15 protein-coding genes and 1 tRNA gene are annotated in these 21,277 nt (G+C 49.3%); 9 read left to right on the top strand and 7 right to left on the bottom strand.

The genetic code is table 11. The features are described from left to right. Window positions 1-19: 19 nt before the first annotated feature. Window positions 20-1,015: an NAD-dependent epimerase/dehydratase family protein gene (locus EL628_RS15265; protein ID WP_161975525.1), complete on the bottom strand. Its 996-nt coding sequence runs from the start codon at window positions 1,013-1,015 to the stop codon at window positions 20-22. Window positions 1,016-1,259: 244 nt separating this feature from the next. After that, a complete protein-coding gene (locus tag EL628_RS15260) occupies window positions 1,260-1,517 on the bottom strand; it encodes a helix-turn-helix domain-containing protein (protein ID WP_245994105.1) in 258 nt (85 codons plus the stop codon). A 435-nt stretch (window positions 1,518-1,952) separates the two neighbouring features. Here EL628_RS15260 and polA point away from each other — a divergent pair, with 435 nt between their 5' ends. From polA to EL628_RS15245, 3 genes are all read left to right on the top strand, one after another. Further along, window positions 1,953-5,069 (top strand): DNA polymerase I, encoded by a 3,117-nt coding sequence (gene polA / locus EL628_RS15255; protein WP_126580785.1) that lies wholly within the window; start codon window positions 1,953-1,955, stop codon window positions 5,067-5,069. A gap of 75 nt (window positions 5,070-5,144) precedes the next feature. Further along, window positions 5,145-6,308: an LL-diaminopimelate aminotransferase gene (locus EL628_RS15250; protein WP_126580784.1), complete on the top strand. Its 1,164-nt coding sequence runs from the start codon at window positions 5,145-5,147 to the stop codon at window positions 6,306-6,308. Window positions 6,309-6,766: 458 nt separating this feature from the next. Then, complete coding sequence (locus EL628_RS15245; RefSeq protein ID WP_126580783.1) at window positions 6,767-8,908, top strand: amylo-alpha-1,6-glucosidase; 2,142 nt, start codon at window positions 6,767-6,769, stop codon at window positions 8,906-8,908. Between the two features lie 118 nt (window positions 8,909-9,026). On the opposite strand, the gene EL628_RS15240 is transcribed toward EL628_RS15245, so the two are convergent. Beyond that, window positions 9,027-10,907: a protein kinase domain-containing protein gene (locus EL628_RS15240; RefSeq protein ID WP_126580782.1), complete on the bottom strand. Its 1,881-nt coding sequence runs from the start codon at window positions 10,905-10,907 to the stop codon at window positions 9,027-9,029. A gap of 305 nt (window positions 10,908-11,212) precedes the next feature. Between EL628_RS15240 and EL628_RS15235 the strand changes: the two genes are divergently transcribed. Beyond that, window positions 11,213-12,208: a hypothetical protein gene (locus EL628_RS15235; RefSeq protein WP_126580781.1), complete on the top strand. Its 996-nt coding sequence runs from the start codon at window positions 11,213-11,215 to the stop codon at window positions 12,206-12,208. Window positions 12,209-12,471: 263 nt separating this feature from the next. On the opposite strand, the gene EL628_RS15230 is transcribed toward EL628_RS15235, so the two are convergent. Further along, window positions 12,472-14,067, bottom strand: coding sequence for a class I adenylate-forming enzyme family protein (locus tag EL628_RS15230; protein ID WP_126580780.1), 1,596 nt, complete (start codon window positions 14,065-14,067; stop codon window positions 12,472-12,474). Window positions 14,068-14,324: 257 nt separating this feature from the next. Here EL628_RS15230 and EL628_RS15225 point away from each other — a divergent pair, with 257 nt between their 5' ends. Together EL628_RS15225 and EL628_RS15220 are read left to right on the top strand one after the other, a co-directional pair. Beyond that, entirely contained in the window at window positions 14,325-15,920 is a 1,596-nt protein-coding gene (locus EL628_RS15225; protein ID WP_126580779.1) for a GxGYxYP domain-containing protein, read from the top strand. A gap of 251 nt (window positions 15,921-16,171) precedes the next feature. Further along, window positions 16,172-16,513: a hypothetical protein gene (locus EL628_RS15220; protein WP_126580778.1), complete on the top strand. Its 342-nt coding sequence runs from the start codon at window positions 16,172-16,174 to the stop codon at window positions 16,511-16,513. Window positions 16,514-16,612: 99 nt separating this feature from the next. Here EL628_RS15220 and EL628_RS15215 read toward each other — a convergent pair whose 3' ends face one another. Beyond that, window positions 16,613-16,825, bottom strand: coding sequence for a hypothetical protein (locus EL628_RS15215; RefSeq protein WP_126580777.1), 213 nt, complete (start codon window positions 16,823-16,825; stop codon window positions 16,613-16,615). Window positions 16,826-17,453: 628 nt separating this feature from the next. On the opposite strand from EL628_RS15215, the gene EL628_RS30805 reads away from it, so the two are divergent. Both EL628_RS30805 and iscB read left to right on the top strand, forming a co-directional pair. Beyond that, window positions 17,454-17,990, top strand: coding sequence for a methylated-DNA--[protein]-cysteine S-methyltransferase (locus tag EL628_RS30805; protein WP_126580776.1), 537 nt, complete (start codon window positions 17,454-17,456; stop codon window positions 17,988-17,990). A 258-nt stretch (window positions 17,991-18,248) separates the two neighbouring features. Then, window positions 18,249-19,487, top strand: a complete 1,239-nt coding sequence (gene iscB / locus EL628_RS15205; protein ID WP_161975524.1) for an RNA-guided endonuclease IscB — start codon at window positions 18,249-18,251, stop codon at window positions 19,485-19,487. A 71-nt stretch (window positions 19,488-19,558) separates the two neighbouring features. On the opposite strand, the gene EL628_RS15200 is transcribed toward iscB, so the two are convergent. Continuing rightward, a complete protein-coding gene (locus tag EL628_RS15200; protein ID WP_126580774.1) occupies window positions 19,559-20,281 on the bottom strand; it encodes a 2-phosphosulfolactate phosphatase in 723 nt (240 codons plus the stop codon). Window positions 20,282-20,316: 35 nt separating this feature from the next. Then, entirely contained in the window at window positions 20,317-20,733 is a 417-nt protein-coding gene (locus tag EL628_RS15195) for a hypothetical protein (protein WP_126580773.1), read from the bottom strand. A 393-nt stretch (window positions 20,734-21,126) separates the two neighbouring features. Between EL628_RS15195 and EL628_RS15190 the strand changes: the two genes are divergently transcribed. Further along, window positions 21,127-21,198, top strand: a tRNA-Val gene (locus tag EL628_RS15190). Window positions 21,199-21,277: the final 79 nt, after the last annotated feature.

Below are 21,277 nucleotides of genomic sequence, written 5' to 3'. Positions count from 1 at the left end.
TTGAAGCTGCCATGAGATGTTAAACGTGAGAGTAGCGTTTCTCTCCGCTCTGTTCGTGTCTTTGAAATGCTACTGGTTGTGGTCTTTTCGCTGAGGGCTCGATATGCAGCCGCTCGAGGGCTTTTTTGATCCCTTCTCGTAATACTGTCTGAGGTTGCCAGTGCAGGATCTGGCGCGCCCGGCTGTTATCTAACAGGCAGACCGTTGGCTCTGTTAGATAGCCTGACAGGTAGATAGGTTCAATCTCTGGAACCTCCAGGGCTGTTGCGCTCATCATATAGAGCTCATTGAGTGAGTATCCTTCTCCCGAGCTGATATGAAAGGTCTGATCTGTCCCTTTTTGTAAGACTGCCAGGTTGGCGCTGACAACATCATCGATGAAAATGTGGTCCCGAATCTCTGTGCCAGCGCCACGAATGACTGGTCGTTGTTGCGCTTGAAGCATCAATAGAAAATAGCTTAACGGATGATGAATCCTGGTTCTCTCTGGTTCTCCATAGACATTGGCGTAGCGTAGAATGGTATGGGGGAGGCCGAATTGCTGGGTATAGTAGCGGATATACCATTCACCGATTGCTCTGCTAATATCAGCGGCGCTCTGCGGATTAAGTGGCCTGTTTTCATGAATGGGCTGGTGGCTGGCCTCGACATTGCCATAAAGCGAGTTGCCTCCTGAGGCAAAAATAATTTTGGTGCAGGCTGCATTGACGCAGCTATCGAGGACATTAAGCAGACCGCGAACGTGAACGTCTGCTTCTGTGAGTATCTGTTCTGTAGGGTATTCGTGGTGCAGATTAATCTGATAACTGACAATCTCTGGCCGCTCCTGTTGTAACAGTCTACAGAGCTTACCATCGCGAATATCAAGTGGATAGAAGCGAGCACGCGGATCAATCTCCTGCCTCGACCCTTCAACCAGCGTATCAATGACCACGACTTCGTGGCCGGCATCCAGATATGCTTTTGTGAGGTGGCTTCCAATAAAGCCAGCCCCGCCGGTAATTGCTATTTTCATGCTTGCCTCGCTTCTTTGTACTGTCTTCCTTTTCCCATACAACTGGTCTCTTCTCTCCTTTGAGAGGCATGCTTTCTCTTGACGTCCTTTTTGTTCTCTGTGGTATAGGGTCCCTCCCATTTCATTCCATTTCTTTTAGTGTAGTTATCAGTCCTATCGATCAGGCTTGATCTGTCTTGTTGTTTACAGTGGCGGCCTGCTCGCTCTTGCAATCTGCCTGACCGCCATGGTCGCTGGCTGCGTCTTAGTTCAGAGCTAATACGCTGGTTAATAATGTATCGAGCGTTGATTTCTTAATTCGATAGGCCTGGCGCTTCCCTCTGTGAGGCAGGGTGATCGCTTCGAGGGCTCCACTTTTGATCCAGCGACGCACTGTGGTATCATCGACACGTAGGCGACGAGCAACTTCACGAACGGTTAAGAGCTCTTCTTGCGGTTTCTCTATGATGATCATTTCTCCGGCTGAAGATGGTGCATCTAAAACACTACTTTTGCGTGACATGATTTCCCCCTTTACTACTTGCTTTGCAGATTACGTCGTTTTTGCTTGGATAGAACAGCATGTTGTCTTGTTGAACGAATCATCATCTGTCTGTTCATAAGAGCTCTTGAGCGGCCTCTGAAGAACCAAACAACAAGCAAAGGATGATTACTCTCTCTTTAGAATAACATCGGTCACAAACCAGCAAAAATTCAATTTTCTACCGCATTCCCCTTTTTCTGCTGAGTCGAGGCTAAACCTACCTGGCCTGACTTTCCATATTTTCTTCTCTCAATGAGAATAAGCTATCCTGGGCTGAAACCCCTTGATTCTTGAGGTGGGACAGCGTACCATACGTATGCAGCCAGATGCGCTATGTGCCGTGAACTTCAAGCCCTGAGATTGTTGGCCTCTGTTCTGGCCTGTGGAATTGATAGATAGACGGGTTGCTTAAAGATGACAAAAGAGACAAAACGCAAAAGACTCATTTTGATTGATGGTCATGCCATCATTCACCGCGCCTTTCATGCTGTGCCAGAGGACCTTTCGACCAGTGCAGGTGAGCCGGTGAACGCGACTTTTGGCTTCACATCCATGCTGATGAAGGCGCTTCTGGAGGAGAAACCAGATTATATTGCTGTCACGTTTGATCGCCCTTCTCCTACTTTTCGCCACACTGCTTACGCCCCCTACAAGGCACATCGCCCTGCGTTGCCTGATAATCTCCGTTCGCAGTTTGCTCGTATCCGTGAAGTGGTCCACTCATTTGGGATTCAGATCTATGAGAAAGATGGTTTTGAGGCCGATGATGTGCTAGGAACGCTCTCGGTTCAGGCTCGGCAGCTTGATGTGATGACAATTATCTACACAGGTGATATGGATACGCTCCAACTGGTGAATGATCAGGTGATGGTGAAGGTAGCCAAGCGCGGCATCTCTGAGGTGGTAGAGTACGATGAGGCTGAGGTACAGCAGCGCTATGGCTTCACGCCAGACAAACTCCCTGATTTTAAAGGTCTGATTGGGGATAAATCTGATAATATTCCAGGGGTACCAGGGGTAGGCGAGAAGACGGCCAGCCGTCTCCTGAATGAGTATGGTGATCTGGAGGGGGTACTGGCTCATGTGGATGAGTTAAAGCCAAAGGAACAGAAACTTTTACGTGAATTCGCTGATCAGGCTCGTCAGAGTAAGTATCTTGCGACGATTGTGCTGGATGCTCCAGTTCAGCTGGATTTAGCGTCCTGCCGTATGACACATGTGAAGACTGAAGATGTGGTGACGCTCTTCCGTCAGCTAGAGTTCCGCACGCTGATCGAGCGAGCACTTTCGCTCTTTCGGCAGCTGGGCCTGAGCTCTGCTGCCATTGAGAGCTCTGTGCCTGATCAGCGTGCTTCGGATGAACAGGCTCTGGTAGCTGATCTTTCACCAGAGGTGGAGCAAGAGAGTCTGTTGTATGCTCCGCCGCTTGGTGTTGTCCCTATTCTGCTTCCGCCCATCTCTCCTACCACGCATGCGATCAATCCTGTAAGGGCCGAGGCTGCGGCTGTCTCTCCCAGTTCACCCAGTGTTCCACCTCCTGCTGAAGAACCCCTTCAACTGAGCTTGTTTGACGTGGAGGTTCCTCATACAGAGGTTGTGCGTAAGTTGCGTCTGCCAGATCCTGCAACGCCCGCCTCGGCGCTCTTTGTAGAGGATAATCGACCCGGCCAGACGAACACATTGATTGTGGATACAGAGGAGGGGCTACGCGTTTTAGTCCAGAGTCTTCGTAATGCAGGCCGTTTCGCTTTAGATACTGAGACCACTTCTGATGATCCTCATCATTCTGATCTGGTGGGAATCTCGTTTGCGATGGCTCCTGGTGAGGCTTACTATCTCCCCGTTGGTCATGGCATAACCCCGGATGGGCAGGAGCCCGGACCTCAGCTTCCTCTCCCACTCGTTGTGGAGAAGCTTCGACCTGTGCTGGAAGATGCCTCGCTTCAGAAGTATATGCATAATGCAAAATATGATCTTGCGATCTTTGCACGCGTCGGTTTACATGTTCAGGGCCTTGCCTTTGATACTATGTTGGGGGCGTATCTGGCTGATCCTGGTCGGCGAGGGGTGGGTTTGAAGGATCAAGCTTTTCAGCGGTTAGGGGTGGTGATGACACCGATCTCTGAGCTTATCGGAACTGGGAGCAAGATGATTAGTATGTCGCAGGTTCCGATTCGCAAAGCTGCCGATTATGCTGGAAGTGATGCCGATATGACGTTTCGGCTGGTTGAACCGATTGAGGAGGAGCTGCGTCAACACAATCTGCTCGATCTCTATTATCGCATCGAGCTCCCACTCATTCATGTGTTGATGCAGATGGAGATGTATGGTGTCGCTCTGGATGCTGATTTTCTCAGTCAGTTTGGTGAGGCATTGGAAGACCAGCTCACACGATTGGAGGAGCTGATCTTCTCCGACGTTGGACATCGTTTTAACATTAATTCTCCGAAACAGCTGGCGGTTGTCTTGTTTGAAGAGCTTAAGCTCCCCACAGGGAAAAAGACGAAGACCGGGTATTCGGTGAATGCTGATGTGATTGACAGCCTCCGTGGGAAACATCCAGTCGCCGATCACCTGTCGCTCTATCGGCAGTTGACCAAGCTGAAGTCAACGTACGTGGATGGACTCTTATTACTGGTGGACAAGCAGACAGGGCGAGTGCATACCTCGTTTAATCAAACGATTGCATCGAGCGGACGATTATCATCGAGCAATCCTAACCTCCAGAATATTCCGGTGCGCACCGATCTTGGTCGCCAGATTCGCCGCGCCTTTATTGCTGATCCCAGCTATCTGCTGCTGACTGCTGATTATTCGCAGTTCGAGCTGCGTATTCTGGCGCATATCATTGGTGATCCTCGGCTGGTTGAAGCTTTTAAATCTGATGAGGATATTCATAAAATTACAGCCGCCTCGCTGTTTAACGTGCCTGTAGAGGAGGTCACAAAAGATCAACGCCGTCTGGCTAAAACGGTTGTTTATGCGACTCTCTATGGTCAGTCGGCCTTTGGTCTTTCGCAGGTAACGGGTATGACGAATGCTGAGTCAGCTGATTTTATTCGACGTTATCATGAGACCTTTCCCAGTATTAAGGGCTATGTTGACAGTACGTTGCAGCAGGCGCGCTCCCAGGGCTATGTCAATACACTCTATGGTCGGAAACGGTTCTTTCCTGAGATGCATGCGCTTTCACATACTGAGCGGCAGGCTCTGGAGCGTGAGGCGATCAACATGCCCATTCAGGGCACGAATGCCGATCTGATTAAGATTGCAATGCTGCGCATCCAGCATGATCTGTATGCACAGAATCTGAAGACCAGGATGATTCTGCAGGTTCATGATGAACTTGTTTTTGAAGTGCCTGTGGAGGAGGTTGAGCGCGTGCAGCCCTTGATCAAAGAACGGATGGAAGGGGTTGCTGAGCTAAATGTCCCGATTAAGATTGAGATGAAGCTTGGTCGGAACTGGTATGAAGCTGAGCCCGTCTCTCTAGCGGAATCTCTTGTTGATGAGCCTGTGGGCTTGAATTGATGCATTCATCCTCCGCCCCAGAGTATCTACTCCAATCTACTCCAGGCGGGGGAATGGTGAAAGGTAAGGTAGCGTATGCAGTTGTCTCGTTTGATTAATAATCTTCCTCCCTATCATTTTGCCGATGCCAAGAAAAAGATTGCCGATCGGCAGGCGGCAGGTGTGGATGTGATCTCGCTCTCAATGGGTGACCCGGATCTTCCAGCTCCTCCGGCAGTACTTGAGCGGCTCTGGTCTGCATTACAGGATCCCGTAAATCATCGTTACCCTGAATACCGGGGCATGTATGCACTTCATGAGGCGATTGCAGATTGGTTTGAACACCGTTTTGGCGTGCAGCTTACTCCTGAGCGTGATATTCTTCCGCTTCTAGGTTCAAAAGAAGGGCTGGCTTATGCTGCTCAGTCGGTGCTTAATCCTGGCGATATCGCCCTGATTCCAGATCCCTACTATCCTGTGTATGTTACTGGTAGCACTACCCTCGGAGCACAACCTTATTTTCTCCCTTTACGTGAAGCTAATCGGTATCTTCCTGATCTTACAGCTATTCCTGCTGAGATTATTGCAAGAGCGCGTCTCCTCTGGCTTAACTATCCCAATAATCCTACCGCCGCCAGTGCTGATCGAGCGTTTTTTGAAGAGGTAGTTGAATTTGCTCATCGTCATCAGTTGGCAATCATCCACGATATGGCTTATGCCGAGGTCTATTTTGAAGATTTTCGCCCCATGAGTATTCTTCAGATTCCAGGGGCCAGTGAAGTGGCGGTTGAACTGCATTCATTGAGCAAAACATATAATATGGCGGGTTTTCGCATTGGAATGTTAGTAGGTAATCCACAACTGGTGGATGCCGTTGGACGTTTGAAGAGCAATATTGATAGCGGCATCTTTCGCCCTGTACAATATGCGGCTATCGAGGCGCTTCAGCTCCCGTCCAGTTGGCTTGAACAGCGCAATGCCATCTATAAGCGGCGGCGCGATCTGTTGGTGGAGGGCTGCAATGAGCTGGGTTTGCAGGCTGAAAAGCCTCAGGCTGGACTGTATGTCTGGGCTCATGTCCCCACAGGCTATACCTCGCGTGAATTTGCCAACTGGCTCTTTGAAGAGACAGGCGTCTTTGTTACCCCAGGCACCAACTTTGGACCCGCTGGTGAGGGATATCTGCGCATCTCCATTACTGAATCTGAAGAGCGTTTACGTCTGGCTATCAAACGTATGCGCGAAGCTCTCCGTAAATAGGGCTATTAATAGTTATAAAACAGTACTATTGAGTAGTCATAGAATGAGTCCTTCTTCATTGGTTGATGCGTGCTCAAAGAGAGCGCAGCAGTATCAGATTCGTTTGTCCATGGAGTAAAGGGTGTATAGAAACACATCTGGTGGTAGGGCCCTTACAGCGAAGTATGTTAGTTTAACCGCCCGTCTATCCATTGCAGACTGACCGTGTTTCATGCTTGAGAGCCTGCCACCAACTTGCGGTCCTATCCGCACTGACCTCAGGACAAGAAGCTGTAGGCTTCTTCCTGAGGGAGGGAGCGACCTGCTCTCTAGCTGTATAATTGAAAAGAATGGTTTTTGGACAATCTTTTAAGAAAATAGGTAGATGATAGTCAATATCATAGGGATTTGGAACCATCTAAGCATACCGTTGTCGCTAGTGTCGTTTTTCGTGAAATTTCACAGAGGAAAAAGTAAAGATGCTCTTGGAAAAAAATACCACATTGCGACAGCCGCAGTTTGCCAATGCCTGGCACCTTCAGCTTGGCCCCGAGGTCTGTCAGAATGTTCAAGCTAGCCTGGATCTAGAATGGCTGGTGACGAATGGTCTGGGTGGTTATGCCGCTGGATCGCTTGTTGGAGCAACCACAAGCTCATATCATGGGCTTCTGGTTGCTTCTTTGCATCCGCCAGTAGAGCGGACGGTTCTTGTGACAAAGGTTGATGAAACGGTAGCTCTTCCTGATGGACAGATGCTTCAGTTAGGGGTAAATGAATATCAAGGTGGTATTCTTGATCCTCATGGGGCATCTTTATTAGAGATGGTTAGTCTAGAAGGGGATATCCCTTGTTTTGTCTATCGGCTCAATGAGACGCTTAGCCTGGAGAAGCGGATCTGGATGGAGTATGGTCAGAATACGACCTATGTCCAGTATACATTGCGTGGGGCTTTCCAGGACGATGATTCTGCTCATCCCGAACGTATTGATCATACAATCAAGCTGACTCTTGCTCCATTTTGTCTTACCAGGGATTATCATAGCACTACTATCGGCTCCAATGATTGGCATTTTCTCGTTGAAAGCCAGCCCAATCGATGTATGGTGCGTGCATTTGTGGAGGCTGTCCCATTTCAACTCATTGCTGATCCTACGGCAACATTTACCCCCGGGGGGCTCTGGTACTGGCATATCTGGCATCGTCGCGATGCCGAACGAGGCCTGCCTGCAAGTGAAGATGTCTATCAGCCCGGCCATTTTCAACTGACTCTTCAGCCGGGTATTCGTAAGACATTAGTATTATCTTCTGAGCCTCACCTATCCAATGATTTTGGGACGCAGCAACATGAGACTGCTATTGCTCAGGCTCTCATGCGCCATCAGCGTCGGGTCCGTCAGATTCTCGCCGTTGCTGATCGGTCCATTGATAATCTTCAGGTCGCCGATCCTGTGCATGCGCGTCTGGTACTGGCTGCTGATCAATTTATTGTGGCTCGTCCAGATTATTCAGCCGCTAAAACTCCATTGCGCCTGTCGCCTGATCGCAAAACGGTTATCGCAGGATATCCCTGGTTTACCGACTGGGGACGCGATAGCATGATCTCTCTGCCCGGTCTGTTTCTCTATACGGGGCGGTATAGTGAGGCGCGAGGTCTGTTGAAAGCCTTTGTTTCATTTATGCAGAATGGATTAATCCCTAATAGATTTGCTGATAGCGGTGAAGAGCGAGCCTACAATACTGTTGATGCAACCCTCTGGCTCTTTCGTGCCCTTGATCTCTACGTTGCTAAAACTGCCGATTGGCAACTTCTCAAAGAACTTTTTCCAGCACTACAGAGCTGTATTCAACACCATATTGATGGTACTGATTACGGTATTGGTCTTGATTCTGGCGATGGTCTGTTGCACGCAGGTGCTCCAGGAGTGCAGCTTACCTGGATGGATGCCAGGGTTGATGATTGGGTGGTGACACCGCGACGTGGGAAGCCAGTAGAGATTAATGCTCTCTGGTATTATGCCTTATGTGCGATGGAATACTGGGCAGTGCATCTCTCAATTGATGCAACGCTCTATAGCCGCTTGCGCCATCAAGTACGCCAGAACTTTGCGTCTCGCTTCTGGTATGAGGAAGGAGGCTATCTTTATGATGTGGTGGATGTCGATGGTGAGCCTGGTCGCAACGATGCCTCTCTACGTCCCAATCAATTGTTTGCAGCTTCGCTGACCACTGATCTTCTCTCCGATAGCCAGACAACCCGTCTGTTTCAACAGGTTACTGAGCACCTTCTTACACCTTTGGGCCTGCGTACTCTGAGCCCTACAGATCCGGCTTATCAGAATCATTTTCATGGTGATCGTCATCAACGAGATGGGGCCTATCATCAAGGGACCGTCTGGCCCTGGCTGCTTGGCCCCTATCTGGATGTTCATCTGCGCCTTTATAATGACCGTACGGCCTTGATTCCTTTGCTTCGGCCTCTCGTAGAGGCGTTATGGGAGAACTGCCTGGGCACTCTTGGTGAGGTTGTTGAGCCCGAAGCTCCTTTTACCATGGGAGGTTGCTTTGCACAAGCCTGGAGCGTGGCAGAGATTCTACGCTGCTGGCTGTTAGCTGTAGGATAGTGGCCGCCTGTAAGATAAGTATCAGCACAGAGAGGGGCAGGGTCGTGTATTCATACAAGCAGTCAGATTGTATAAATACACGACCCTGACCTTTTTCATGCGATCCAGAGGAGAGCTATCACTGTACACGTACCACGATGGCACTAATATTTTCATTCCCTGCAACCCGATTAGCAGCTTCAACGAGCTTAAGTGCCAGCAGTTGTGGATCGCCACCAACCTCCAGAAGTCGTTGAATAGATAGATCATCGAGCGCGTTCCAGATGCCATCGGTGCAGAGCAAAATGAGATCATCCACGTCAACCTGTTTACAGGTTGATTTGATCTCGATATGGTAGCTCTGTCCAAGATACCCTGTCTGCTGTTGCGCTGTCAGCGTATCCTGTGTCAGGAGCTGTAGGCCCTGGTGCTTATTGTAGCGATAGGCTCGGCTATCGCCATAACTGGTCAGGTAGATCTGCCGCTTGTAGAGGAGTCCGACTGTCAGTGTACTTGCACGTTCGGTTTCATAATCGGCATTACAGTGGTAGATCACATGGTTGGCCTGGCGCACAGCATCTCTGAGCCATTGCTCGATGATAGTATCGGGAGGTATTTTACGGATGGGGAGCGTGCTCAGACTGCCTGCTGGAAGCGAGGGCGTATGGGAGAGTTGTGTGCGTGGCGGAGGCGATAGTAAGGGTAACAGGACATCTGTGATTGTTTCAATGGCAAGATGGCTGGCCTCCTGGCCGCCTACCGCTCTTCCCTGAGGACCTCGTAAACCATCAGCCACAGCAATGAGTCCAAAAGGATGTGGCGGTGGCGTAAGGGTAATACATAACCCTTGCACCACTAACATCATATCTTCATTATCATGAAGGTGGCGACCCGTCTCGCTGACATAGCCGATCTGGCAGGTTTCTTCAACCATTGGTGACGTTTTGGCGAGACCATTGCCACAATAGCGACAGAAGCGAGAGCTGAGTCTGTTCTCTCGTCCACATTGTGTACAGGGATTGTCTGGTAGAACGGTCCGTACGATGACATTGGCCTCTGTTTTGGGGCTAATCGTCTGATCGATAGGAACTGCAATTGTTGGTGCGCTCCAGAGGTGCTCTTCAGCATCAATCGCGCTATTCAGCTCTGCTATAAATGCCCGGGCTGAATGATAGCGATCTCTGGGATCTATCTCCATTGCCTTCAAAATCACCGCATCGATAGTAGCTGGTAATGTTGAATTGAGCTCGCTTGGAGTCGGTAATTCACCATTGACGCTTTTAATAGCTGCCTGAAATGGAAGTAGACCTGTGAGCATCTGATAGGCGACAACCCCCATGGCATAGATATCGCTGGCTGGCTCAGCCTCTCCATGCCTTTGCTCGGGGGCCATATAGTGTTCTGTCCCAAGTTGCCACCCACGTTGAGTAAGAGGTTTATCCTGTTGAATGGCGCGTGCAATGCCGAAGTCAGTGACAACCAGCCGCCCATCATCCTGATGAAGCAGCAGATTGGAGGGCTTAATGTCGCGATGAATAATTTGCTGTGGATGTTGATGAATGGCATCGATGGCCGATGCGAGCTCATTCAGATAACGCTGTATCTGTTGGAGTGGCAATGGCAGTCCCGAATGCATAAGCGATTTTAGCGTGCCGCCAGTGACCAGAGGCATCGCAAGGTAGAGGATCTTATTATCCTGTCCAAAGTTTAGCACTGGCACAATATTGGGATGGTGTAGTTGATGAGCGTAGCGTGCCTCACGACGAAAACGTTCGACACCAGTCTCCAGATCAAGGTTAGGGTTGGTAAACGTCAGAACCTTGAGAGCTACCTGCTTCATCTCAAATGTATCGCTGGCTCGATAGACGGCTCCCATGCCCCCAATACCAATCAATGTTTCAATGCGATAGCGACCTGCTACAATAGCTTCTGGCAGCAGGCACTGGCAGAATGGGTTGCTACATTGCATATCTCCAGCAGTATAATCGCGCTGGCAGCGAGGGTTGGGACAACGTGGCATGGCTTTTCTCTTATCTTAATCTACTAAGCAGATTCTCTCGTAAGGTCAGTTTTGTGACCTCAGTGTAGATTATGAGCAAGCGTCTGTCAATACGTGTATCATGAGCAGACCGCTCTTCTTTTGCCCAGTCTGTTTGTCCTATAATCGGATTGGCAGAAATTCCCTGTCGGCAGAAGCGGAGAGCTTCATGCTGCCTGAATCGATACGTTGTCATGTGCGAACGGGAGATGTATAATCTGCACAGGTCTTGTAAAGTTTTTTCCCCTGACCTATCCTGAAAGAAGCAATCAAAGGACAAGGATATCATGCGACTAGAAACGTTACCTTTAGCCTTGTATATAGTCATGGCCGAGGTCTCCATTGGCGCTGTAAGCGTTCTGGTTTTTCTCGACTGGCGGAATGAAGTGAAGCGCGGTTTTCTGATCTCTTATGCTTTTATCTATCTATTCCTGGCCGGTATGACCTATCTCTTGCAGCAGAATTTTTCTACTCCTGAACTGCTGCATACGTTTAAGCATCTGGATCAATCCTGGACAGGCTCGCTCTCACTGCCTCTCTTGCTCTTCTTCCTTCTGCTGATCCCCTATAGTCTGTTTCTTGTCTTCGATAAGCATGCAGGCATACAGGATGAGGTGAAGGCAGAAGGTGAAACGGTCCGGCCTCCTCAAGGGCGCGTGATCCGTATCCTTCGTCTGGCGAGCGGTATTGCAACCGTTCTGGCCGGTCTAGCAACCTTATTTGTGACGGCTATGATTTATCGTCCTGTAGTTGCAGGAAACCTGGGAGGAGCCTTTACGGTTGCAGGCTTTTTTGCCGCTGCTTTTGCCCTTGGTGGTGTTATGACGGCGATGTGGTTGGGGCATTGGTACCTTGTCACTCCCGCGCTCTCTGAGAAACCTCTTCAGTTCTCTACAACGTTGGTGCTTGTCGCCATCGTCGCTCAGATTGCTTTTGCACTGATTGCTAGCCCTGCTGCTCTGTTTGGATTTGATCAGGCTGCAACCTCTACAACACCTGCGACCACTGTTGTCACGCCTACTCCAACAACTGGATCGGCGCCCGCTGGTCAGGTCAAGCCTGAAGGTGCTCCTGTTGTGACACCGTTGAGTATAGGGGCAATTAGCTGGATTCGTATTCTGGTTGCCTTCCTGATGCCTCTGGTTCTGGGTGGACTGAGCTGGAAGCTGATTCGTGATCGCTCTTTCCAATCAGCAACGGGTATGCTTTATCTTGTGGTTGTCTGTGCACTGGCGGGTGAGATTATGGCCCGAGGACTGTTCCTGGGTGGTCTTATCTCTTGATCTGTCCTCTTGCGGATTGATTCCTACAAGGATAGACCTGTGTGTTGTCAATCTGAGACAGAGTCACTATCGTTCAATGCAAGCCTTTTGAAGGCGTTGTGTTGGAGCTTCATCAAGGTGCCATAGAACTTAAAGGGCAGATCTGGTGTTCAAGATCCCATCCTACAAGTTTTATGGCATCCCCTGAGATCAAACAAGCGTCTTGCAATGAAGACTTTCCTTTTCAAGAACCCTTCTCTAAAGAACCCTTCGATAGTATCTCGTTAGCTCGTCTGCTCTCGCTCTTTCAGCGTCCGACGCAAGATTTTCCCGGATGTGGTTTTAGGAATAGCGTCAATAATTTCGAGGACGTGTATATGTTTGTATCCTGCCAACCGACCATTGACGAAGCTTATAATCTCTTCTCTCGTGACTGATGCTCCTGGTCGGACCACGATAAAACCTTTGACCTGTTCACCAGTCTCTGGATCGGGAATGCCAATAACTGCGGCATCGACGATGGCTGGATGCTCTAATAAAGTGGTCTCTATCTCTGCAGGAGCTATTCCAAAACCTTTATATTTGATCATTTCTTTTTTGCGATCAACAATATAGAGATAGCCATCCTCATCGAGATGCCCAATATCTCCCGTATGGAACCAGCCATCCTTCAGCACTCGTTCAGTCTCTTCAGGCGCTCTCCAATACCCTGTCATTACCTGTGGTCCCTTTACGAGAAGCTCTCCATTCTCCCCCTGCGCGACCTCTCGTGTCTCATCATCGATCTCAACCAGCTTTTGCAGCGTATTATGAATGGGGAAGCCAACGCTACCCAGCCGGATTAATTCCGGGTCGTATGGCTGGGAATGTGTGAGCGGGGAGGTCTCAGTCATGCCATATCCCTGGACGACGGTCCCTTTAATCTTGCTTTGTACTATACGAGCCGGTTCAATCGGAAGTGGGGCAGCTCCAGAAAAAATATACTTGACCGAGTTTAATTTTTCCAGGTTTAGTGAAGAATGAGCCAGGGCAAGAATAATGGGTGGGACCGCAAAATAGTAGGTGATCTGATGTTTCTCGCTAAGCTCCAATGATTGCTGAAGGTCAAAACGTTCCATCATGACCTGCGTTCCACCACATGCAAGGAAGCTACCTGTGAGCATAACGCCATAAATATGATAAAAAGGCAAAAAGAGTAACGCTTTATCATTGGCTGTGGCACCAAGAACGGTGATGAATTGGAGGTTGTTGATGCTCAGGTTTCCGTGGGTAAGCATGGCGCCTTTGGGAAGCCCGGTTGTGCCTGAGGAGTAAGGGAGCGCTAGCAGATCCTCGCTGCCTACGACCGCATGTTCCTGATAGCGAGGTGATGATTGGCGTAGTAACGTGGCAAATGGCAGAGCTCCTGGCAGGTTTTCTGGCGCGCTGCTTCCCGTGATCAGAATATGTTTGAGTTCGGGGAAGGTATGCTGTGCCAGGACGCGACTAAAAAGTGGGGCCAGCTCTTCTTGAATGAGGATCGCCTGGGCCTCAGAGTTTTCCAGTTGATAGGTGATCTCACGCTCCTTATAGGCAGGATTGATCGGGCTGATAACGACCCCTAAAGAGGCAGCAGCAATAAAAGTAATGATATATTCTGGTCGATTGGTTAGCAAGAGGCAGAGCCGATCGCCTTTCTGGAGGCCCAATGCATGAAGCCCATTGGCGATACTATTGACCATGGCAACGACTTCGCGATAGGTCAGACGGAGATTATGATAGATGATTGCGTGTCGTTCCGGGTTACGTTCAGCAGCGGAACGTAAGAGCTGATCATAGGAAACAGCAGGAAAATCAAGTGAAGGACGAAAAAGTTCAGGTGTTATCATTTTCTCAGACATAGCGGAGCCTCTTTCTGCTTTACTCAACTCTGAGCCAATCAGCCCCCACACTTCTAACCCACGTCAGGCCGTTCTTGCCAGTTTTTATGATAGAAAATAAGCATACGCTGGTTTCTCTTAATAGTCAAGGGCCATATCTGTCCAGCTTTTCGGAGAATATCGTTATGCAGCCTGGATAGGGCGCAAGACGTATCTGTAAAAGAGATGGAGATATTTCTGGTCTATCTCTTATCTATCTAAGGAAAGAGGTATGTTCTATGAGCGCTGCTGAAGTAATCTGGTCGGCAGAACAGATTCTGCCAACGTTTCAGACGGTTGAGCACCTGACTATCTATGCGTTAGAGGGAGTAAGTCAGGACTATCAATTGGCAATTCTTACGCTGGTAGGCCTGATTAATCGTCCACAACCTTTGATCTACCTTGTGATGAATGGTGATGACGAATATTGGCTAAAGAAGATCTGTTCAACGATTCCTCAAGAGCGCCCTTCATCGGTGAGAGATGCAATTCTCTTTGATCTGCTAGAGCATCATCGGTCTGTCTGCACAGGCCTTATCATTTATGATCCAGAGCTCAACGATACGATTAATATCGCCACTACGCTGGCTGGCCAGCGCTCTGGCATTATTGTCTCACCAGTGTTAGCTGAGATACTTCAACACAAATATGCCCTTCCTATCCTGGTTGATCTGCGCCAATATGGTTGGGAGAATCGTATCCAGGCCTATACCTGGGCTATGGAGAATCTGTTGCCATTAACAACTGACCGTCTTGTCGCAGGCTTAAAGCCAGATGGTGTAACCTGGTTGCGTTCATTTGCTGTCGCTACCCGAACCTTTGTCTATTGGCTGGATTCGAGACGCTCCCTTTTCTCCAACGGTCAGAGCTCCGAGCGTGCGCTTATGCGTAAGCTCCTTCAGGCGTTTCCTGCTGGAGCAGCTCATCTAGGCTGGTTTGAGCACGAGAGCAGTGGCGTTGCTCTTACTTCAGAGGCGGCTCTGTCGGTCTATGCAAGCGATTTTTGTAGTAATCTTGAAGTGCTCATCTCGCTTCCTGCGCCAGTCGTTCGACCACATCTCCCTCAAAAATCGAACCTCGTGCTCGATCCACAAAAGATCTATCTCTCCTTCACGTTGAGTGAGGGTGATAATCTGCAATATTGTCAACATCATCTATTGAGGCTCTGGCAAGACCCACAGCGTGGGGTTCTTCCGCTTGGTTGGACCTTTTCGCCAGCATTATTACAGATGGCTCCTGCTCTGACGAATCATTATCTCTCGACCGCTACACCAAACGATGAATTTATTGCTGGACCAAGTGGTATTGGGTATATGTTTCCTTCTCGTTGGCCTGTTCAGCATCTTGTCCCCTTTGTACAGCGCACAGGGGCCGCAATGCAAGCATTGGGAATGACAACTGTTCAGATATTGGATGTTGACCCACTTACACGCTCTGGATTACCATTGCTCTCCAAACTGAGCCTGACGGGGATGGCCTTTACAGCGTGTTCTCGGCAACATATATTTGCCCAGACCCTTATTCCTTATGGAGTACAGGGGCTTCTCACAGGTACCGGTTTCTGGGTCAATCGTGGAAGCTATAGGTCTGTTTCTAACTTGCCAATCTACCGTAATATCGGTCTGGCTGGATCAGTAAAACAGGCCTTGATGCTGATTAAATGGGCCAGTCGCCGTAAGAAACGCCACCATCCCCTTTTTCTCAATCTGTATGTTCTTGCCTGGTCTCTTGGTCCTACTCAGCTCTGTCAGCTCGTTGAACAGCTTGGTGAGACCTATCAGATCGTCCTTCCGAGGACTATTTTAACCACTCTTGAAGAAGCAAGGCGTTTGTGAGCCTTCAGTTGTTTTGGGGCGAACAGAACGGAACTGAATGATCCCCCCAACCTGGGATGATCCTTTAGGTGTAACGCGGCCCTTTCTAAGGATACGCCTGTTGATACATCTTTTGTTGCATGGCAATGGCTGAATTTTCGAGTATTCTTCCTATAGAAATCAGTTAGAAATCAATATTGATGAGGTCTTGCTTCATCAGAGATGCAGATCAATAGAAACAGTTCATTATTCATGCAAAGGAGATAGTTTTTATGCGAGTGGTACGTTCTTTTATGGGGGTAAGCATTGCTCTGGTTGCTCTTACCTTAGCACTCAATGCACCTGGACATCAACTTATCGCCCCTGAGATTAGCACAGGGAGAGTCCTTCATATGCGCGCACAGGCGGCCTATCCTCCTGGACCGAGTGAGCCAGTGAGCAGTTATCCTCCTGGACCAAGCGAGCCAGTAGCCGCCTATCCTCCGGGACCGACCAAACTGGTGGCCAGTTATCCTCCTGGACCAAGCGAGCCAGTGGCAGCCTATCCTCCGGGACCGACCGGGCCAGTAGCTATAGTTTTCGCTCATTCAGGAATAATTGCTCCAGATGTGTAAGGTATAGTAGTTAATCGCGGCTGGAACATCGTGGATGGGAAGAAAGCAAGAGGGCAGGTTTCTCAGGAGATGAGAGAAACCTGCCCTTTTAAGAACATGTTACTTTTTTTGTGGGAGCTGAGCCACAGGCTCTTTCTCTTCTTCTAATTCTTCTGTCTCGAGGTCGAGCTCGAAGTCGAAGTCGTCATCTTCCTCTTCAGTCCAGATTGTGGGACGCAGAACACGTTTTGTCGAGCGTTTCTGCTCTAGCACTTCGTGTTTGAAACCGCTCTCTTTACTGCCTCCTCGTTTGTCTCGTAATTTTCCTCTCATCTTTTCACCTCCTCTCCATTGAGGATGCTGGTTATTGAATGGATAGAGCACAATGGTTGACTAAGCAATGTCGCCAGCGCTTTCTTGTCTGTTAAAACAGATTATTGAATAGGAGTAGAAAATACATAGAACCTGTATGAAAATGATACAGAGATAATTCATGTTTTTCTCTATTGATGAAGTATTAAACTCTTGAGGAATGATTGCGCATTGGGAGGGATAAAGGGATAGAACCGCCTGCTCAGGTTTTGTTGTTGCCGAGCCATAACAACTTCACGCATCGAAAAGTGCTCTCCTAAGAATCGATGACTATTTCTGTTAGTCTTCTCCTCCCATATTGGGCGGAGCCATGTGCCGTCTGGATCTCCCTGTGAAACATGGGCTGTTTGGCCATGTATAAAACGAAGATGGGATTGTCCATTCCATTGTATCGAGTGTACTTGCCCAGTTTCTAATTGTCAAGCGTTTTTGCCTTTGAACATCCAGGGATTGCCAGATTTCATTGATTTCGGTGCTTTTGATGTTTGAAAGAGGACGTTTGTCTACCCGCTAAATGTCCTGTTGTACTTGTTATTCGTTTAAACCCGTGTTAAGCTCTTGCTAATTGATCTATAGAGTGGAGGATACTATGGCTGTACGGCAAATACAGACGGAGACACTTTATTGGTGCTCTGTACCCAGTGTACGAGGCATCTGCTACATTTTTGCAACGAGATATGGTATCTGCTGGGTTGGAACACCAGGTACCTCGTTAGAGGATGGTATAGCTCAGACCAGACGCTGGTTTCGGCTTGAAAATATTACGCATATCGGTAATCCTTTGTTAGAGAAGGCACAGGAAGAATTGCATCGTTACTTTGCTGGCGAGTGCGTGCAATTTACCTGTCCGCTTGATCTCCATGGGACACCGTTTCAACTCCTTGTCTGGCAGGCACTCACAAAGATTCCTTATGGGAAGACGTGCAGTTATAGCGAGATTGCACAGGCCATTGGCCAGCCTAAAGCTTCACGAGCGGTTGGTGCAGCCAATGGGGCTAATCCTGTTCCTATCATCGTCCCATGCCATCGTGTCATTGGTCGTAATGGAACCTTAACAGGTTATGGAAGCGGATTACCTACTAAATCCTGGTTGCTCTCTTTAGAAGGTATTTCGCATACCTTCTAAAGCGTTATCGGTACTATGGCTGGAAAAGAATAGTTCCTAAAATCTAGCGAATCCTTGATTTGTTCGGTTATGGAGCTACCAGCGGGCTTCACTTCGGTGGAACAGGAGTTCGAGAGGTGTATCACACCCTGGGGTGTTTGTTCCAGCTCCAGGCTCTGTGGTGCTGCATTAAGGAGAAGCGAAAGCAGACGTGTGCTGCACGTGACAACCCTCTTGAACGCCGCGAGGAGCATTTACTCCGAAAGGAGCGCTTACAGCATGACCCAGTTGGTGTATGTCATCAATCAAAATGGACACCCCTTGATGCCTTGCAAGCCATCAAAGGCACGCAAGCTGTTGCGGGATGGTCGAGCCAAAGTGAAGCACCGTGCGCCCTTTACCATTCAACTGCGCTGGGACTGCGAAGAGCAGGTCCAGGACGTGGTGGTTGGCATTGATAAGGGCAGTTCAACGACGGGCTTTGCCTGTGTGGGCCGAGGAGAAATCCTGCTGTCAGGAGAGATCCTGCATCGCAAGGATGTCAAAGAAAAGCTCGACGCACGGCGTGCGCATCGGCGCAGTCGCCGGAACCGCCGCTGGTATCGTCCCTGTCGAATATTGAACCGGGCATCCAGCAAGCGCAGTGGCAGGCTGCCGCCTTCCATCAAGACCAACGTGGAAGAGGTGATCCGGGTGGTACGACGGCTGCCCTTGCCCATCACTCGGATCGTCATTGAGGATGTCCAGGTGGATATTGCCCGGCTCAATGATCCGACGGTACAAGGCAGTCGCTATCAAGATTCCAAACGCCTGGATGAGAACCTGCGCATCGCGTGCTTGCTGCGAGATCGCTACCAGTGCCAACACTGCGGCAAACGGGAGGTGCGTCTGGAAGCCCATCATGTGCAGTATCGTCAGCATGGGGGAAAAGACACACTGAGCAATCTGTTGACCCTGTGCGAGTCGTGTCATCACGGGGTGCATGCGGGGAAAATCACGCTCGAAGTTTCAGGTGTGAGCGGCCATCTTGATCACATCGCGCAACGGTCCATGCAAGGCAAAACGTATCTGTACACCACACTTGGAAGCGCGCTTCCGCTCTCAACGCTCTTTGGGTATCAAACGGCCACCTGGAGAAAGCAGCAGGAATTGCCGAAGGAACACGACAGTGACGCCCTGTGCATCGCGACCTACGACACCGGAGAACTGGTTCCCTGGCAACGAGAGCGATTTTATCGCATTGGGTTCCGCCCTCGTCAAACACGACGGCAGTACCACGATTTGCCGCGCAAGGGGCAAGGGCGGGTGCGCTATCAACTCAACACGGAACTGGAGGGCTTTCGCAAAGGGGATGTCGTCCGAGTCAAAGGAACATGGATCAAACAGATCAACTCGATTTATTCGACGGGATATCTCGCCTTTTCCCGTAAGAAGGGGGAGCCTGCGAACGCTCGTCCCAAGGATTGCGTGTTGCTGGAACGTGGCACCACGATACTCTGGCAAAGACCGCAAAGATAATCAAACAATGTCATTGATTCACAATGGTTTCAAAGAACGTTTCGAATACCCCAGGGCGCTCGTTTGACGCCTTAAGCGAGCTTATATTGGTGTACTTCAACGTATGTAATCCCTTGCCATTCCTTGCGTGTGCCAATCATTGCAAAAGGGAAACGGTTGATCTGGAGCACTGCTTCAATATCGGCGAACGGCAAATCTGGATAGCCCTGTTTCCAGGCATCAAACCGCCCTGCTGTTTGAAGCTGGTGGATAGCCGTTTCCAACAATGTTTGGGCCTGTTTATCTTGATGAAGCAGAGCTTCAATATATTGTGCGCAGGCCTCATCCTCAAAGCATGTTGGATCCTCAGCGGAATGGGCAGTGGGCAGGATGGTGATGACCTCACCTGTTTTGATTGACCGTTGTCTGGCATATTCTGCTGTTGCTTGTGCATTTGTCAGGGCGCATAACAGAATGATGCTGGCCCCATCTGAAGCATTGACGGCCCCTTGCGTGCCTGCGCCAGTTCGTTGAATCAGGCGTTTACCGCGTACATCACGGGCCGCCATCTGCGAGGGAGAATTATTGAAATCAAAGCCCGGTATCAGGCGGCCACCAATCTCTCCACCAAGTAAGGCATCCGGGGCGAGTTGTTGCAGTGCCCGAGCCTCTTCTGCGCTGCGAACCAGCCAGAGGCTGTGAGCCTCTTCCGCAAAGGCATAGCCAGCAACACTAAATGCGCGAATAACATCAATCACAATCACAATGCCGCGTGCATGCGCGGCATTGTGACGATCTATGGTAACAATCTGCATACATCCCTGTCTTTCTACCTGTTCTGGTCGAACTGCTATGCTGTATGGGAGCGACCGTAATTGCCAGCCTGGGTTAAAAAGATGCGGCAGAGCCCCCAGATGACCACAGACGAGATAATTAATTCAAGGACGATCATCGTAATCCAGACCCAGATTAATTGAGCTTCTTGTGGATTTCCGCCATGGAGTGCAGCAATAGAATTAGAGAGAAGGGGGATTAAGATAAACAGTGGAATCGCTAGCAAAGAGATGCAGAAAAGGGCTATAGCACCTGGTAGGATAATACGCCAGAGTCCAGAATCGCGGAGGTTCTCCGTTTTAGCCGTTCCATATGCTTTGCGTTGTTCAGCTTCGCTTCGTTCAACGGGGGCCGTGGATTCCTGGTAAGCTGCTGCTGAAGCGCTCTGAGCCTGGGGAGTCGAAACGCTGGAACTTGAAGCTTTCTCTTCCATAAAAATATCTCTCCTGAAGGACGTAGAATAGGACGCTGCCCCTCAGTATACCATATATCAGGAGAAAGTGGGTTCTAAAAAGAACCCACCTACAGACGTTCGTCGATAAAGGTAAAGATCTGTTTACGTAAGGCGAGCACCAATGCTGGTAGAACGATAACTCCCACTACCCATTTTAAAACAGATTTTTTCATTCTTCTTCCCTTTCCTTCTGGAGATAATTCTGCTTCTGTATAGAACACGGATATATTGGAATAGGCGTCTCACTTTTGGACAAATGCATTCTTCTCTTATCCCATCCACAGATTTTGTCTCTCCTTAGCAATATTGTTGACAAAAGCGCTTGACAAAGCCCTGGACTGGTGATATAGTTACACCCGTCACCAGTTAGACGGGCGTTTAGCTCAGCGGGAGAGCGCTTCGTTCACACCGAAGAGGCCACTGGTTCGATCCCAGTAACGCCCATATTTCTTTTGCAACCACCCCTGATCTTCAATGTAGCATCCTCCATCGTATCATCTTATCTGCACTATTTTTGATCATT

The organism is Tengunoibacter tsumagoiensis (assembly GCF_003967535.1).
In the GTDB taxonomy this organism is placed as follows: domain Bacteria; phylum Chloroflexota; class Ktedonobacteria; order Ktedonobacterales; family Ktedonobacteraceae; genus Tengunoibacter; species Tengunoibacter tsumagoiensis.
The sequence above is the reverse complement of the archived record's forward strand: the minus strand, read 5'-3'. Positions and strand labels throughout refer to the sequence as shown.